Source organism: Streptomyces prunicolor NBRC 13075, from assembly GCF_000367365.1.
Taxonomy (GTDB): Bacteria; Actinomycetota; Actinomycetes; order Streptomycetales; family Streptomycetaceae; genus Streptomyces; species Streptomyces prunicolor.
This window is the reverse complement of sequence record NZ_BARF01000108.1, coordinates 12,842-27,341: the sequence shown is the minus strand read 5'-3', so window position 1 is coordinate 27,341 and position 14,500 is coordinate 12,842. Positions and strand designations below refer to the sequence as shown.

Sequence of the window (14,500 nt, the reverse complement as noted above, 5' to 3'; positions counted from 1 at the left end):
CTTGCGGGGTCGGGAGCGGCAGCGCTCCCGACCCCGTACCCAAGCCGCCGTTAGACGGCGCTCGCGCAGGACGATGCACAGGACGGCTTACATCCGTCACCGGTGCCACATGCCTTGGGGAGCAGGTCGGAGTCGATCTCCGTGACGATGGTCAGGTCGATGTCGAATGGGTCGGCGGGCACCTCGAGAACGGCCGTCACAGCAGACGCCTCGGTGGTGGCGGTCGTGATCGGGCTGAGCGTGGTTGCAGTCATTGCAGTTCCTCTTCTGTCGGGATGATCCGAACGGTTCGTTGTGCTGCCCGGCCGACGTGCGTCATCGACCGTCTCCCGGCCGGCATCGGCGACATACCGCCGTGTGCTGGCCACGCTGTGGTCGGCTGCCTTACCGAGCGACGCGGGCGGGCAGGCAGGCGGGCAGGCGGGCAGGCGGGCAGGCGTAGAGCACCAGGCGCACGCCCGGAGGCACCTCGTGTGGTGTGGTCTGCCGAGACGCCAAGGGTCGGCGCCTCGGAGAAGAGCCTCGCCGGGGGCAGTCGGCGGCGGTACGCCGTCAGCACGCCGTTCGTCCGCCGTCCGGCCACGCGTGAAGGGCGGAGCCGCGGCGTACCGCCGCGGCTCACACGTGGCGAGGCTGATCGGTCTAGTGCCTACCGGAAACGAGAAGCGGCGATGGACGCGGTAGACGAAGAGCGCCTCTGCAGGCGGACACCACTACGACGCCATTGGGTGAAACTCGCCGACTGCGCTGAGCCTTCGGGCCTCGCGCGCAGGTACGTACGCGAGACCCTGGAGGGATGCGCTTCGCCGGAGCGGGTCGACGACGCCGTTCTGGTCGTCTCGGAGCTGGTGGGCAACGCGGTCAGACACACAGTCGGCGGACCGGACTGCATGTGCGTGGAGGTCTACCGGACCGTGGCGGTGCTCCGAGTCCACGACGCAGGACGGGATGTCTCCAGGGTTCGGGCACGGCCGACGGAGGAGGCACTGGATGAGCTGACGGACAGTGGTCTCGGACTGCTGCTCGTCGAGGAGTTGGCGGCCAGGTGGTCGGTCCGGCCGACCGCGATCGGCAAGGAAGTGGTCGTGCTCCTCCCTCTGGATGCGTGCGGGCTACCCGAGCAAGACGCTCTTCCGCACGTCCCACCGGTACGTACGCCCCTCGCGGCGGAGCTCCACCAACTGGACGGCAGCCACGGCGAGTTCGACGGCCGGGAGAACACGGAGTCCTGAAACCGCATCCACGACGGGGGCGGCGGGACGCCGACGGTTGTTGTAGGCAAGGCTCAGATGCGGGCGGAAGGCGGACGTCGGCTTCTTCGGCGCGAGACCGGCACTGTTTCCAGCCTTGGCCAGCGCGTGGTGCAGCCGAAGCAGGGGTTCCCACGGGCCGAGGGACAAGCGGACGGCGCCGCGGGAGCCTGCCAGCGGCATGGCGCGTACGGAGAACGCTGAGGGCAACAGCGCCTCGGCGTCCCGTGCCAGGTTGTCCAGCTGATCGGGGGCGACTGTGCCCGGCCTGCCCACGCGGGCGAGGGTGATGTGCAGTCCGTCCGTCGGTACCGGGTCGAGGCCGAGGGGCGCCAACTCCTCCTGGCAGTGCCGGGCGAGGGCAGCGAGCGGCTGGTCGTCCGGGAAGGTCAGCATCCAGTAGTACGCCCGGCTGCCGTCCGGCCAACCAGGGCGTGCCCAGTGGTCGGTCATCTCGTCGAGTGCGCGGAACGCCGCCCAGTCGTGGGCCGCCGTGACCGCCGGATCGTGCGTGTCGGCGGGGGGCTCGGCGGGGAACGCGGCGGGGTCGGCGCTGAGCAGGGGCACCCGACGTACTCCTTCGGCTTCACACTGCCCCGGAGTACGACGACACCAACTGCGCCTACGACGCGGACGACGCCATGGCCAGGGCCGCTGGCTGCGAGCTCCAGGTCCGGAACTCGTCGCCATAATCGCGTACCGCCGGGTGATCACGCCATGGCCCGGCCTGTTCGTGCAGGTCGCGGGAGCGTTGGTAGACGGAGCTGATCGGCGTATCTCCGCACAGCCGCAGGGCCTCACGGCCCAGCGCCATCGAGTGATTGATGTCGGGCGTGCGCTGCTGCAGCAACGCAGTGGCGACGTCGAGGCGTACGAGCGAACGGCTCCAGGAGGAGGCCGAGTGCTCCACCAGATCATCGATGTGCTCGGCGTCGCGCAGTACCTGGGCCGTGTTGCGTAGCGCCACATGTGACGTGACGGCATTGGCCAGCGTTCGGGCCCGTCCGTAGGGCTCGAAGGAGATGCAGGAGGTCAGCCCAACGGGTACCTCGTGGAGGTCGGAGAGGCGGAGTGCCTGTCCGATGGCTTGCTCAACGGCCCGGCGGTCACCGGTCTTGGCAAGGGCCCGGGCCCGTCCGTTGGCCAGCAGGCGAATGGACTGGGCATGGCCTGGGGCGCGTTCGACGGCCGTGGCGGCGCAGGTGTCCGCCTCGTCGTACCGGCCGGCGTAGTAGAGGCCGAAGGAAAGGGTGCCGGACGCCCACAGCTCTGTGTCCAGGTCGCCGATCTCGCGGCTGAGATCCCGGGCTTCGGTGCAGTACGCCTCCGAGAGCACGAAGTCGCCCGTGTTCACCGCCATGTAGCCGAGCAGGCCGGAGGCCCAGGCGGCGAGGCGGAAGAGTTCCCGGCGCGTGCGTGGGGGCTGGCGGCCGTCGAGGAGAGTGTGGGCGAGCTGCCGCACCTGGCGGGCTTGGGGGCGAAGGACGTATGGCCCGTCCTGTTCGTACCGGCTGGTGATGCCTTCCAGGGAGGAACCGAGGAACGAGAGCGTCGCGTCGTCGGCGTTGCTGGCAGTGAGCTGCCGGGTCCGGGCGACGATATCCAGTGGGTTTTCGTCGTCGTCGCGTGGCGAAGGAAGCCTGGGTGCCGGCCCACGCCCGTGCGACTCCGCGGAGAGGTCGGGCTCTGAGTCGTCGGTGTACGCCGTTGAGAACAGCTCTGACACGGGTCTGCCCAGCATGTGTTCCAGCACCCGGCAGGCGTCAGGGCGGGGCAGAGTCAGTAACTCCCCTCCGTACCACCGGTCGAACTGCCGTGGAGAGACCTGGAGGGACGCCAGGCGGGGGTCGCGGTCGAGCTCCGCGAGTCGGACGGCGGATCGCTCGTACTGGGCGGCGAAAGCCTCGTGCGTAGTCAGGTGCCGCTGCTGGAGCAGCTGCCGAAGCAGCGTTGTCCGTGGCATGGCCCACCCTCCTGGTGCGGCGTGCGGGACCGACGCGGAGGCGCGTGCCGGTAGTGGAATCGTGGCGATGCCTCGCCCGTCGGTCGGCTGCGGCGGATGCATGTACGAACCGCGCGCCGCGACTCCTGACAGCATGCCGACGCAACCACCAACTAGGCAATATGTCTTGCGAAGTTGACCCGTATGGGTTGTAGAGGCGTCCTCGGTACGGAGAGACTTCCGGCATGGCCTTGAAGAGAAGCCTGGTCCCGCGGTCGGTGTACCGGCGACAGCTCGCGGCACGGCTGAAAGAGCTGCGCGACGCGACCGGGCTCACCCTCACCGAGGTCGCCGATCAACTGGAGGTCAACCAGGGATCACTGAGCCGGATCGAGAACGGCGAACGCGGCACAACACCCGTCCTCGTCCGAGCTCTGCTGGACCTGTACGGCGTCGACAACGAGGACCGGCGTGCCGACGTGCTCGACCTCGTGCGGGCGGACAAAGAACAGCAGAAGCCCTGGTGGCGGAAGTACTCCACGGTGCTCACCCCGACCCGCTACGACGGGTACCTCGCCCTGGAGGCCGATGCGACGCAACTCGCCAGTTACCAGCCGATGCTGGTGCCTGGGCTGCTCCAGACCGAGGACTACGCGCGTGCCGTGATCTCCCAAATGAGGAAGGACCTCTCCCCACCACAGGTCGAGTCCCTGGTCAGGGTCCGCATGGAGCGGCAGAGCAGCCGCCTGGGCGGAGAGACCCCCGCCAGACTCTGGGCAATCCTCGACGAAGCCGTGCTGCGAAGGACAGTCGGCTCCGACGAAGTGATGCGCGACCAGATGCGAAAACTGGTGGAGGCGGGCGAGCAGCCGAACGTCACCGTGCAGCTGCTGCCGTTCTCACTCGGAGCGCATCCCGGCCTGTACGGCCCGTTCGTCATCCTGACCTTCCCGCACCCCACGCCAGACTTGGTGTGGCTGGAGAATCCCAAGAACTCCGTGTATCTGGAGTCCCCAGAGGATGTGGGCAACTACACGGACATTTTCGACCAGTTGAGGAGCACCGCTCTCGACCCGTCGGAGACCAGCACCCGCATTGCACGCATCAGCAAGGAGCTCGAAGAGTGAGCACGCCCAACATGGCCGCCCGACACGACGTCACGACAGCCCCACACGGCGTCGATCTCGCGCACGCGCGGTGGCGGAAGAGCTCGTACAGCGGAGGCGCCAACGACTGTGTGGAAGTCGCGGAATTGGGCAAACACGCCGTAGTGCGCGACTCCAAGGACATCGGCCGTCGTCCGTTGCTGTTCTCGAAGGCTGCGATGTGCGCGCTGGTCGGCGGGATCGCCTGCGGGTCTATGAGTGAGCATTGGGGTTGAGAAGAGAGCTGAGGTCCGCAGGGCAGCGGTACTGTCGCACAGCTCAGCAGCATCTCCTCTCATGATCGCAGTGGTCGTCACGATCGGGCTGGCGTTCGTTGGCTACGTCGCCACCTATGTCAACGGCCTTCGCCTGACACAGCGCCAAGACGCCTCGCCCGCGCGAATCGGCAACTCAGCGACTTCCACGGCCCGCTGTTCGCCCTGACGGAAGCCAACAGCCGCAACGGCTGCCCATCGGCCAGTGAGCCGGAATCCGGCACCCTTGGAACTCGCGCGAAGAGTTCCTGGAACTCCGCCGTGGTCTCGAACGCGGCTGACTCCAGGGCCTGTAGATCGCCGCCCAGAACGAATACCCCCTGATCCAGTCACTTGCTCCCCTACCCCCTGTGATCTGACGACGATGCTCAATGATCGCTTCCGCATCGATTGATTTCTGAAGCCACCGATAACTCTCGGCGTCGGCCGAGAGATCAGCCGCCGCCCGTCACGCTCCCGTCCACGGGTGCCAAGCCGCTTCCCTGGCAGCCGCGAGGGTGTTTCTCGGCACGTGAACCACGGTGTGCATCCCAGCTGAACGCGCCTGTGACCCGTCCCTCATCGACTACCGTGGTGAGAGCCATTCGCGCAGATCAGGTACAACCAGGAGCGAGGAGAAACGTGCGGATCACCCCCCTAAGTCCCGAGGACCCCACCGAGCTCGGTGGGTTCGATCTGCTCGGACGCATCGGGCAGGGGGGCATGGGGCAGGTCTACCTGGGAGAGTCGCCGGGCGGTGAGCCCGCTGCTGTGAAGGTGATCAAGCCGTCGGTCGTCGACTCCGAGTCGCGGCAACGCTTCGCTCAAGAGATCGATGTCCTCAAGACGATCTGGGGCCCGCGTATAGCCGCATTCCTGGACTCAGACGCAGATGCCGAGCGCCCCTGGCTCGCCACCGAATATGTGGAGGGACCGGACCTGCGCAAGCAGGTCGCCGCGAACGGCCCGCTGCCCGACATACTCGCGGCGTCACTCGGCGCGACGCTAGCCGAGGCTCTGGCCGCCGTGCACAAGCAAGGTCTCCTGCACCGGGACCTCAAGCCAGCGAATGTACTCCTTGGCCCTAACGGCCCGAAGATCATCGATTTCGGCCTCGCGGTCTTCGCCGAGTCGAATGCTTCTCTCACCGCGCCGAATCAGGTGGTCGGCACACCTGCCTGCATGGCGCCAGAGCAGGCGAACGGCGTCAAGCCGCTGACTGAAGCCGTCGACGTGTATGCGCTGGGCGCCGTGCTTCTCTTCGCTGTCACTGGGCACTACCCGTACCAGGCCCCGAACGTCGGTGTGGCGTTCCATATGGTCACAGACCCGCTGACGGCTCCGGACCTCTCGGGAACTCCCGACGAGATGGCTCCGCTTCTCACCGCGATGCTCGCGTACGAGGCGACTGCGCGACCCTCCCTCTCCGAGGTTGTGGCGCGATGTCGGGCGATCATCGAAGCAGCAGGACTGAAAGTCGCGCAAGCCCGCCGTCGCCTCTCGGCGTTCACTGCTGCGCAAGATTTCGGCGCGACGGAGGCGATTCAACTCCCCGCGACGCTTGACTTCGCCGATCTCCGGACGGTTACGGCCATGACTCCGACCCACAGCGATCCTTCTGGGGCCCTCACGATCGCGGAGGTATCGCCGCAGCCCACAGCCCAAGAACCCGTGAATCGCGCCAGCCCACCTCCTACGCTCGTCGATGCGCCTCTGCCGACTCAAACGCCCGCTACTCCACACCGTCGCCCTGGCAAATCCGCACCGCGCTCGCTGCGTCATTCCGCGCAAGCACGCCGGACTGCAGAGCAGCTGCGTATCGCCTACGCGGCACGCGCCCCGTTCTGACGCGGACTGGCCGACTGATACGTAGCAGCATCACGTGGTGCTGTAGGTACCGCGCACAATGACACCAGCAAGACAGACGGAGACGGAGGAGGCCGCGGGTGACCGCCGAGCAGAGCAGCGTCATCACACCGAGTGACGTCGAGGATGCGCAGTTCCCGCCGGGCGCCCAGATCCTCGTCCGCGACGAGGAGTGGCTCGTACGGAACACCACCCGCACCAGACACGACGGCGCCCGCATCGAGGCCGTAGGTGCCTCGGCGTTCGTGCGCGACCAAGAGGCGGTGTTCCTCACCGCTTTGGACCGGGTCGAGCTGATCGACCCGAAGGACACCCGGCTCATCCTGGATGATTCGCCGAACTTCCGGCGCTCCCGGCTGTTCCTCGAGGCGGTGCTCCGCCGGACGGCCCTGCCGCAGTCAGAGCGGGGCCTGGCCCTCGCGGACTCGTTCCTCCTCGACTCGCTGCCCTACCAGCAGCGCCCCGCCGAGCTGGCGCTCTCCGGCCGTAACCTGCGCCCGCGTCTGCTGATCGCGGACGTGGTCGGCCTCGGCAAGACCCTAGAGATCGGCCTGACACTCGCCGAGCTGATCCGGCGGGGACGAGGGGAACGCATCCTCGTGGTCACCCCGCAGCACGTACTGGAACAGTTCCAGCACGAGCTGTGGACGCGATTCGCGATCCCCCTGGTGAGACTGGACTCCGTGGGCATCGAGCGCATCCAGCGCGAGATTCCCGCGGGGCGCAATCCGTTCACGTACTTCAAGCGCGTCATCGTCTCCATCGACACGCTGAAGAACACCGACCAGTACAAGCACCATCTGGAGCGCGTCAACTGGGACGCGGTCGTGATCGACGAGTCCCACAACCTGATCAACCGGAGCTCGCTGCGCAATCAGCTGGCCAAGACCCTCGCCCCACGCACCGACGCCCTGATCTTGGCCTCCGCAACACCGCACAACGGCGACGCCCGTTCCTTCGCCGAGCTGATCTCGCTCCTCGACCCGGCGGCGATCCGCGACCCGGAGCACTACCGGGCCGAGGACATCGAGCACCTCTTCATCCGACGTACGAAGATCAGCCCCGAGGTCCGCGACCAGATGAAGGGCCAGTGGGCGGACCGCGGCCCCTCGCAGGCGGTCCGCTGCGCGGCGACCCCCGCCGAGGAGAAGGTGTTCGAGGAACTCACCGAGGTCTGGCTCCCCACGGACGGGCGCACGTCCGTGAGCGGTGTCCCCCTGTTCCCCTACACCCTCCTGAAGTCGTTCCTCTCCTCCCACGAGGCGCTGAAGGCCACGGTCGCGGCACGAATGAAAACGCTGGAGAAGAAGGACGCCGCCCCTTCAAAAGAGATCGCGGCCGAACTGGTGGCTCTGCAGCAGCTGCGCGAGCTGACCGCCGGCATGACGGAAGCCGACTCGGCGAAGTTCGGCGCACTCGTCCAGACACTCAAGGCGATCGGAATCGGCCCGAAGTCCGACACCCGCGTCGTCGTCTTCTCCGAGCGGGTACACACCCTGGAATGGCTGCGGAAGACCGTCCCGGCCGCGCTCGGGTTCACGGGCAAGGCGGCGCGCGAGGCGGCGCGCGTCATGCATGGCGGGCTCTCCGACGAGCAGCAGATGCAGTGCGTCGAGGACTTTGGCCTGGCTGACACCCCCGTACGCATCCTGTTCACCGGCGATGTAGCCTCCGAAGGCGTCAACCTGCACCGCCAGTGCCACCAGTTGATCCATTACGACGTCCCGTGGTCGCTGATCCGCATCGAGCAGCGCAACGGCCGCATCGACCGCTACGGGCAGACGTTCCAGCCGCAGTTCCGAGCCCTGATCCTCACCAGCGGCCTCACAGACGCGAAGGACGACACCCTCGTCGCCGAGCGGCTGCTGGCGCGCGAGGACGAGGCGCACCAGGCGCTGGGCACGGCCGAAGCGGTCACCGGCCTGTACCGGGCGGAGGCCGAGGAACGCACCCTCATCCAGGATCTGCTGCGCGGACGCACCGTCGAGGAGTCCCTGGAAGCGCACCGCGGCCAGGAGGGCGCCGAGGACGCGGGCCTGGACGACTTCCTCGCGGACTTCTTCGGTGCCGTCGGCGACGACCCCGCCAGCGGGGTGGCGGGCGGCGACGCGAGCGTGCCCAAGGCGGACGTGCCACGGCTGTTCACGTCCACAAGGGAGTTCTTCGACGAGGCACTGCGTGAGGTGTTCCCGGATGCCCGGGACCGGCTCGATCTGTCGGCGGACCCCGAGTCGGGCCTGATCTCGTTCGTTCCGCCTGCCGATCTCACCCACCGCCTCCGGGCCCTGCCCCCGGACTACGTGCGCGAGCAGCGCCTGCGCGAGCGACTCCTGGTCACCATGAACCGCAGGCTGGCCGATCACGCGTTGCGCCGAGCGCGAGAGTCGTCCACGTCCAGCTGGCCGGAGATCTCCCTCCTCACCGATCTGCACCCTGTGGTGGAGTGGCTGACCGACAAGGTCTTGGTCCGCCTGGGCCGCCAGGAAGCGCCGATCATCACGGCTGGGGTGGATCGAGCGACCTATCTGGTCCAGGGCATCTACTCCAACGCCCTGGGACGCCCGACCGTCGTCAAGTGGATGGCCGTCACCAGCGACGGGACGGTCAACGACGACATGGTCGCCATACTGCACCGCGCCGGCGTCAACCCATCGATGGCCAACCCGCTGCGCCCCCACAGCACCGGCCGCCTGAGCGAGGCCATCCCTGCTGTCCTTCAGGCCGCGGAAACCTTCCTGGAGCGGCACCGTGCGGCCTGGGACGAGCCCCTGCGGGAGCCCATCGAGCGATATAAGCAGCGCCTTGGCGCCTGGGAGCAGCCGACGCTCGCGGGCGAGCGGACCAAGGAGAACCTCGCCTCCCTCGCCGACTCCCTGCTGACCACGGGCCGGCCCATGCTCCGTGTCCTCGCCGTCCTCGCCCCCGCGGCCGTCTGAACTCCTCGCGAAGGTCTCTCACGATGACGTACGACTCCCTGGTCAACCGCGGTGACTACTTCTCCGCGCACTACCTGGCCGAGGTCCTGCCGAAGGACCTCAAGTCCGGCCTGCTGGCCGAGTGGAAGCAGCGCGAGGGCACGGCCGTCGACACCGCCGATCCCGAGGGGCTGCCCGTCACCCCCCGCATGGGCCTGCGCGCCCTGCGCCGTCCGTACTTCCGCGCCCGCTCGTTCTTCGCGATCCCGGAAGAACGCGAAGTCACCGAGGACGAGGAAACGAAAGAGGCCGGGAGCGACAACACCAACACCTACGCCTCCCCCGTCTGGCGTGAGCGCGTCCGCGCCCTGAATGCCGAGGTACTGCGCGCCTTCGGCTACGACGCCAAGCCGGGCACGCTCACGGTGGAACGCGCGGACCACTCCTACGAGGTGCAGGTCGCACACGCCGAGCATGGCCTGATCGCCCTGGACTGCGGCTGGTCCGCGGAGGCGGACGACGCCCTGGACCCGGAAGGCATGGGACGCCTGCTGGACACGCTCGTGCTCGACGGGCAGCAGAAGCTGACGACGGGGGCGAAGCTCGCCTCTTTCCTGTTCGCCTGCGAGGACGCGCCGCGCTATGTCCTGCTGCTGGTCGGCGGCGTCGTCGTGCTGGCGGACCGGGCGGCCTGGGGCGAGGGGCGCTATCTGGCGGTCTCGCTGGACAGTGCGCTGGAGCGCAACGACACCAGGGTGGGCGGCGAACTCGACACCCTGGCCGCCCTGTTCGGCGCGGACTCACTGCGCACCCCGCCAGAGGGCGGCGAGAACGCCCTCGCGGAACTGGTCGACAAGTCCACCAAGCACGCGGTGGGCGTGTCCAGCGAGCTGCGCGACGGACTGCGCACCAGCGTCGAACTGATCGCCAACGAGGTCCTAGAACGGCTGCGGGAACAGGGCATACGCCCCGAGGAAGTGAAGGAACTCCCCGAACTCGGACGCCAGTTGACTCGCGAGTCACTGCGCTACCTCTACCGGATCCTGTTCCTGCTGTACGCGGAGGCCAGGCCCGAACTCGGCATCCTGCCCTCCGACTATCCCGAATACCAGCAGGGATACGGCCTCGGGCGTCTCGGCGAACTGGTCGCCGACCGCGACCTGACGGACGAGAAGGCACGGCAGGGCGTCTACCTCTACGAGTCGTTGGACCTGCTGTTCCGCAAGGTGCAGGAGGGCTACCGCCCCCGGCGTACTCACGGCGCGGAAGCACTCACGGACAAGACGTCCGAGGACGCCGGTCTGCGCTTCGAGCCCCTCCACTCCCAGCTCTTCGAGTCCTCGGCCATCAAGCTCATCGGCGAGACGGCGATCGCCGACCCTCACGACGATACCGACGACAGCGTCGAGGAACGCTTCCTCGACACCAGGCTGCGCAACGCCACCCTGTACCGGGTACTGCGCCTGCTGATGCTCACGCGCGGCAACAAGGGCCAGCGTGGCGGCTTCATCTCCTACGCCCAGCTCGGCATCAACCAGCTGGGCGCGGTGTACGAGGGCCTGATGTCGTACACCGGGTTCGTTGCGGACGAGGAGCTGTACGAGATCGCCAAGAACGGCGACGCGAAAGACGGTTCGTGGCTGGTGCCGGCGTCGAAGGCAGACGAGTACACAGACGCAGTGTTCGTACGGCAGCGCGACGAGGACACCGGCGAGGAACGACGCGTGCGCTACGCCCCCGGCTCGTTCATCTACCGCCTCTCTGGCCGTGACCGCCAGACCTCCGCGTCGTACTACACGCCGGAGTCCCTGACGAAGGTCACCGTTCAACTGGCGCTGGATCACCACCTTGACCAGGACGGCACCACCACCCCGGCCCGGGACCTGCTGGAGTGGCGGATCTGCGAACCCGCCCTCGGTTCGGGCGCGTTCCTGAACGAGGCCATCAACCAGGTCGCGGCCGAGTATCTGCGGCGCCGGCAGGACGAGCTGGGCATCGCCCTCGACACAGAGCGCTACCAGATCGAGCTGCAGAAGGCGAAGGCGTACATCGCACTGCACAACTCCTACGGCGTGGACCTCAACTCGACGGCGGTCGAGCTAGCCGAGGTGTCCCTGTGGCTGAACACCATGCACCCGGGCATGGAGGCCCCGTGGTTCGGCCTGCATCTGCGGCGCGGCAACTCCCTGATCGGCGGACGACGGGAGGTGTACGCGGGCGAGAAGCTGAAGAAGGGCGACTGGCTTGGGGCGACACCGGAGCGGTTCCCGCTAACGGACGCGGTGGCCGGTGCGGAGCTTCCGAAAGGGGCAGTCCACCACTTCCTGCTCCCGGCGAAGGAGTGGGGTGCGGTCGCCGCTGAGAAGGAGGCGAAGACCCTAGCGTCGGAGGAAGCCAAGACACTGGGCCGCTGGCGCAAGACGATCACGAAGTCACCAAGTGCCAAGCAGGTGGCGAAACTTCAGGGGCTGGCGCAGCGCGCCGAGTACCTGTGGGGTCTGGTCGTACGCAGGCTGGAGATCTCGGAGCGGGACATCTCACGCTGCATCGGCGTGTGGGGCGCGGAGGACGACTGGCTGCGGTCACCGGCGATTGCCGTCCCCAGGGAAAAGGTGCTGGCAGATCTTGAGGCGGTCGACACCCCGTACTGGCGCCTGAAGACCCTGATGGACACGTGGTGTGCACTGTGGTTCTGGCCGGTGCAGGAGGCGGGGCTGTTGGACGGTTCGCACGAGCAGTACGTGCGGACCGCTGAACTCCCTCACATGGTCAGCCAGTTGGGGCGCACCGCATCCTCGACCTCGGCCGAGACGTACGAGGTCGAGGACCTGCTCGGCGAGGTGGCGGTCGTCCATGCCGCGGGCCGCAAGTCCGGAGGCGGACGCAAGAGCGAGATCAAGGGCGAGCGCCGCCCGGTCATCCCCCTGGCCACCCTGGACGACTGGCTGGACTTCGCGGAGTCACTGCTCGGCACAAGCGACGTGCGGCCCAACTCTCTGGTCTCCCACTTCGAAACGCTGGACGAGATCGAGCGCTACGAGGACCAACTCCCCGACTGGATGGGCATGGAGGGCTTCCAGAGACTGGAGGAGCGGTATCCGTGGACGTCGGTCGCGCGCGATGTCGCGGCCCGGCAGGGCTTCTTCCACTGGGAGCTGGAGTACGCGCAGGTGTTCGCGCGGGGCGGGTTCGACCTGCAAGTGGGGAATCCGCCGTGGGTGAGGCCCCGATGGCAGGAAGACGGGGTGCTCGCGGAGCTGGAGCCCTGGTTCATGCTGGCCGACAAGCCGAGCGTGGCGGAGTGGCGACTGCGGAAGGGAGAGGTGCTGAGGGAAGAGACGAAGGCGCGGGAGTACTTCCTCGACGAGCTGGCCTCGAATGCAGGGATGGTCGCGATGCTGGGGGGCGTGACGACGTACCCTCTACTGGTCGGGACGCAGCCGGATCTGTACCGGGCGTTCATGTGCCGAGCTTGGGGAAATCTTGATGCGGTGGGCACGGCGGGGCTGATCCACCCGGATACGCACTTCAGCGGCGTCAAGGAAGGACCGCTGAGGGGGGCCGCCTACGAACATCTAAGAATTCATGCGCATTTCGTCAACGAATATCAGTTGTTCACGGAGATCGACCATCGCGTCCACTTTGGCTTGCATATCTATGGCGGCCAGCAGTCACCGAACTTCAGGCACGCCAGCTGGATCTTCTCCCCGGTGACACTGAGTGAATCGATCGAGCATGACGGGGCCGGGGAGGTTCCCGGTATCAAACACAAGGGAACGTGGGATCTGCGCCCGCACCGAGCGCGCCTGGTGACCGTTGACGCGCAACGCCTCGCGGAGTGGAATCGCTTGGCTGGCGACAACATCGCTCCTGACCTCCAGGGGGCACTTCTCTACCCGGTTACGGTCTATGAGGAAGGTGCCATCGGGGCGCTGGCGGCTGTGCCGACTCGCCTGGCGGCTCAGGACCCCCAAATTAGTTCTGGTTTCCACGAGAAGATGGGCAAGGATAAGGGTCTCATCCGCTGGCAGTCTTCGGCGCCCGATCTCTTTTCAGAAGTTGTATTGCAGGGCCCCCATTTCACCGTCGCCACGCCTTTCAGCAAGCAGCCAAACATTCCCTGTAAGGGCAATCTGGACTATTCCGCCTGGGATCTCACTACATTGCCCGAGGATGCGGTGCCGCACACGAACTATGTGCGTGCCACGGATCAGGGCAGCTACATCACCGAGCAGGATCACTGGAGAGATCGGCCATACTCCGACTACTTCCGGCTGGCATGGCGAGAGATGGTTCCCCTCGCAAACGAGCGGAGCCTATTCGCTGCCCTAGTGCCCCCTGGCCCCACGCACATCAATGCCGTGTGCAGCATGGCGCTCGGCGACAACTCTCTGACGACTCTCACCGCCGGGTTCTGGACAGCGCTTCCTCTCGATTACCTTCTACGTATCACGGGCCGTGGTCATCTCAACGTGGCGGAGGCCCGCAAGATGCCAACAGGCGATCTCGAACATCCCCTAGCAGCCCCCCTCCTCCTGCGCACCCTCCGCCTAAACGCCCTTACCCGCGCCTATGCCCTCCTCTGGGAGGAGCTGTATGACCCCACTTGGCCAGGCTACGAGGACTGGGCAAATCGGGAATGGCCCAACCTCAAGCCGCTCTCATCCAGTCTCACCCCCACATGGGAGTACGACACCCCTCTGCGCACCGAGCACGAGCGCCGGGCAGCACTCGTCGAGATAGACGCACTCGTCTCGGTGTGGCTTGGTATCACCGCCGATCAGCTGGCCGCTATCTACCGGGGCCGCTACGCGGTGCTGTCTGAATACGAATCGGAGATGTACTTCGACGCGAAGGGCCGGAAGATCGCAAAGAGCTTCCACGCTCAGGGAGTCGGCCAGGCCAAGGACGCCTACCCGACCCTTCTCGACCACCTCGAAGACCCCTCCGCCACGCCACCCCCCGCGGGCTACACGGCCCCCTTCTACAAGGCCGACCGCGAAACCGAGATGCGTGCTGCCCACGCCTACTTCCAGTCCCGCCTGGACGCCGAAGTAGCGGCGGGCAGGTGGACCCCGCCTTCCCCGGCGGACACGTCACCCCCCAAGCCGGGAGCCCGCGCGTGAAC

General features: G+C 67.1%; 9 protein-coding genes. 6 read left to right on the top strand and 3 right to left on the bottom strand.

The genetic code is table 11. The features are described 5' to 3' along the window. Positions 1 to 50 precede the first annotated feature (50 nt). Positions 51 to 254: an FxLD family lanthipeptide gene (locus SPR02S_RS45490; protein WP_019063715.1), complete on the bottom strand. Its 204-nt coding sequence runs from the start codon at positions 252 to 254 to the stop codon at positions 51 to 53. 417 nt (positions 255 to 671) lie between these two features. On the opposite strand from SPR02S_RS45490, the gene SPR02S_RS61135 reads away from it, so the two are divergent. Then, the gene (locus SPR02S_RS61135; RefSeq protein ID WP_106437150.1) at positions 672 to 1,232 is read left to right on the top strand and encodes an ATP-binding protein; all 561 of its coding nucleotides are present in this window, start codon (positions 672 to 674) and stop codon (positions 1,230 to 1,232) included. Here the strand turns inward: SPR02S_RS61135 and SPR02S_RS45485 are convergent. Both SPR02S_RS45485 and SPR02S_RS45480 read right to left on the bottom strand, forming a co-directional pair. Next, complete coding sequence (locus SPR02S_RS45485; RefSeq protein ID WP_019063714.1) at positions 1,113 to 1,817, bottom strand: 2'-5' RNA ligase family protein; 705 nt, start codon at positions 1,815 to 1,817, stop codon at positions 1,113 to 1,115. The two genes, SPR02S_RS61135 and SPR02S_RS45485, sit on opposite strands and share 120 nt — an antisense overlap. Positions 1,818 to 1,872: 55 nt before the next feature. Beyond that, positions 1,873 to 3,213 (bottom strand): tetratricopeptide repeat protein, encoded by a 1,341-nt coding sequence (locus tag SPR02S_RS45480; RefSeq protein WP_019063713.1) that lies wholly within the window; start codon positions 3,211 to 3,213, stop codon positions 1,873 to 1,875. Between the two features lie 224 nt (positions 3,214 to 3,437). On the opposite strand from SPR02S_RS45480, the gene SPR02S_RS45475 reads away from it, so the two are divergent. The 5 genes from SPR02S_RS45475 (at position 3,438) to SPR02S_RS45455 (ending at position 14,498) form a co-directional block, all read left to right on the top strand. Beyond that, positions 3,438 to 4,319, top strand: coding sequence for a Scr1 family TA system antitoxin-like transcriptional regulator (locus SPR02S_RS45475; RefSeq protein ID WP_019063712.1), 882 nt, complete (start codon positions 3,438 to 3,440; stop codon positions 4,317 to 4,319). Beyond that, complete coding sequence (locus tag SPR02S_RS57845; protein ID WP_019063711.1) at positions 4,316 to 4,573, top strand: DUF397 domain-containing protein; 258 nt, start codon at positions 4,316 to 4,318, stop codon at positions 4,571 to 4,573. The genes SPR02S_RS45475 and SPR02S_RS57845 overlap by 4 nt, the downstream gene beginning before the upstream one ends. Before the next feature lie 660 nt (positions 4,574 to 5,233). After that, entirely contained in the window at positions 5,234 to 6,439 is a 1,206-nt protein-coding gene (locus tag SPR02S_RS45465; protein WP_019063710.1) for a serine/threonine-protein kinase, read from the top strand. Positions 6,440 to 6,537: 98 nt separating this feature from the next. Next, complete coding sequence (locus SPR02S_RS45460; RefSeq protein ID WP_019063709.1) at positions 6,538 to 9,393, top strand: DEAD/DEAH box helicase; 2,856 nt, start codon at positions 6,538 to 6,540, stop codon at positions 9,391 to 9,393. A 23-nt stretch (positions 9,394 to 9,416) separates the two neighbouring features. After that, entirely contained in the window at positions 9,417 to 14,498 is a 5,082-nt protein-coding gene (locus SPR02S_RS45455) for a hypothetical protein (RefSeq protein ID WP_019063708.1), read from the top strand. Positions 14,499 to 14,500: the final 2 nt, after the last annotated feature.

What these genes read in the sequence shown, in the direction of transcription:
- SPR02S_RS45480 (WP_019063713.1), bottom strand. Translation starts at nt 3,213, where the DNA reads ATGCCACGGACAACGCTGCTTCGGCAGCTGCTCCAGCAGCGGCACCTG.
- SPR02S_RS45455 (WP_019063708.1), top strand. Translation starts at nt 9,417, where the DNA reads ATGACGTACGACTCCCTGGTCAACCGCGGTGACTACTTCTCCGCGCAC.
- SPR02S_RS45490 (WP_019063715.1), bottom strand. Translation starts at nt 254, where the DNA reads ATGACTGCAACCACGCTCAGCCCGATCACGACCGCCACCACCGAGGCG.
- SPR02S_RS45475 (WP_019063712.1), top strand. Translation starts at nt 3,438, where the DNA reads ATGGCCTTGAAGAGAAGCCTGGTCCCGCGGTCGGTGTACCGGCGACAG.
- SPR02S_RS61135 (WP_106437150.1), top strand. Translation starts at nt 672, where the DNA reads ATGGACGCGGTAGACGAAGAGCGCCTCTGCAGGCGGACACCACTACGA.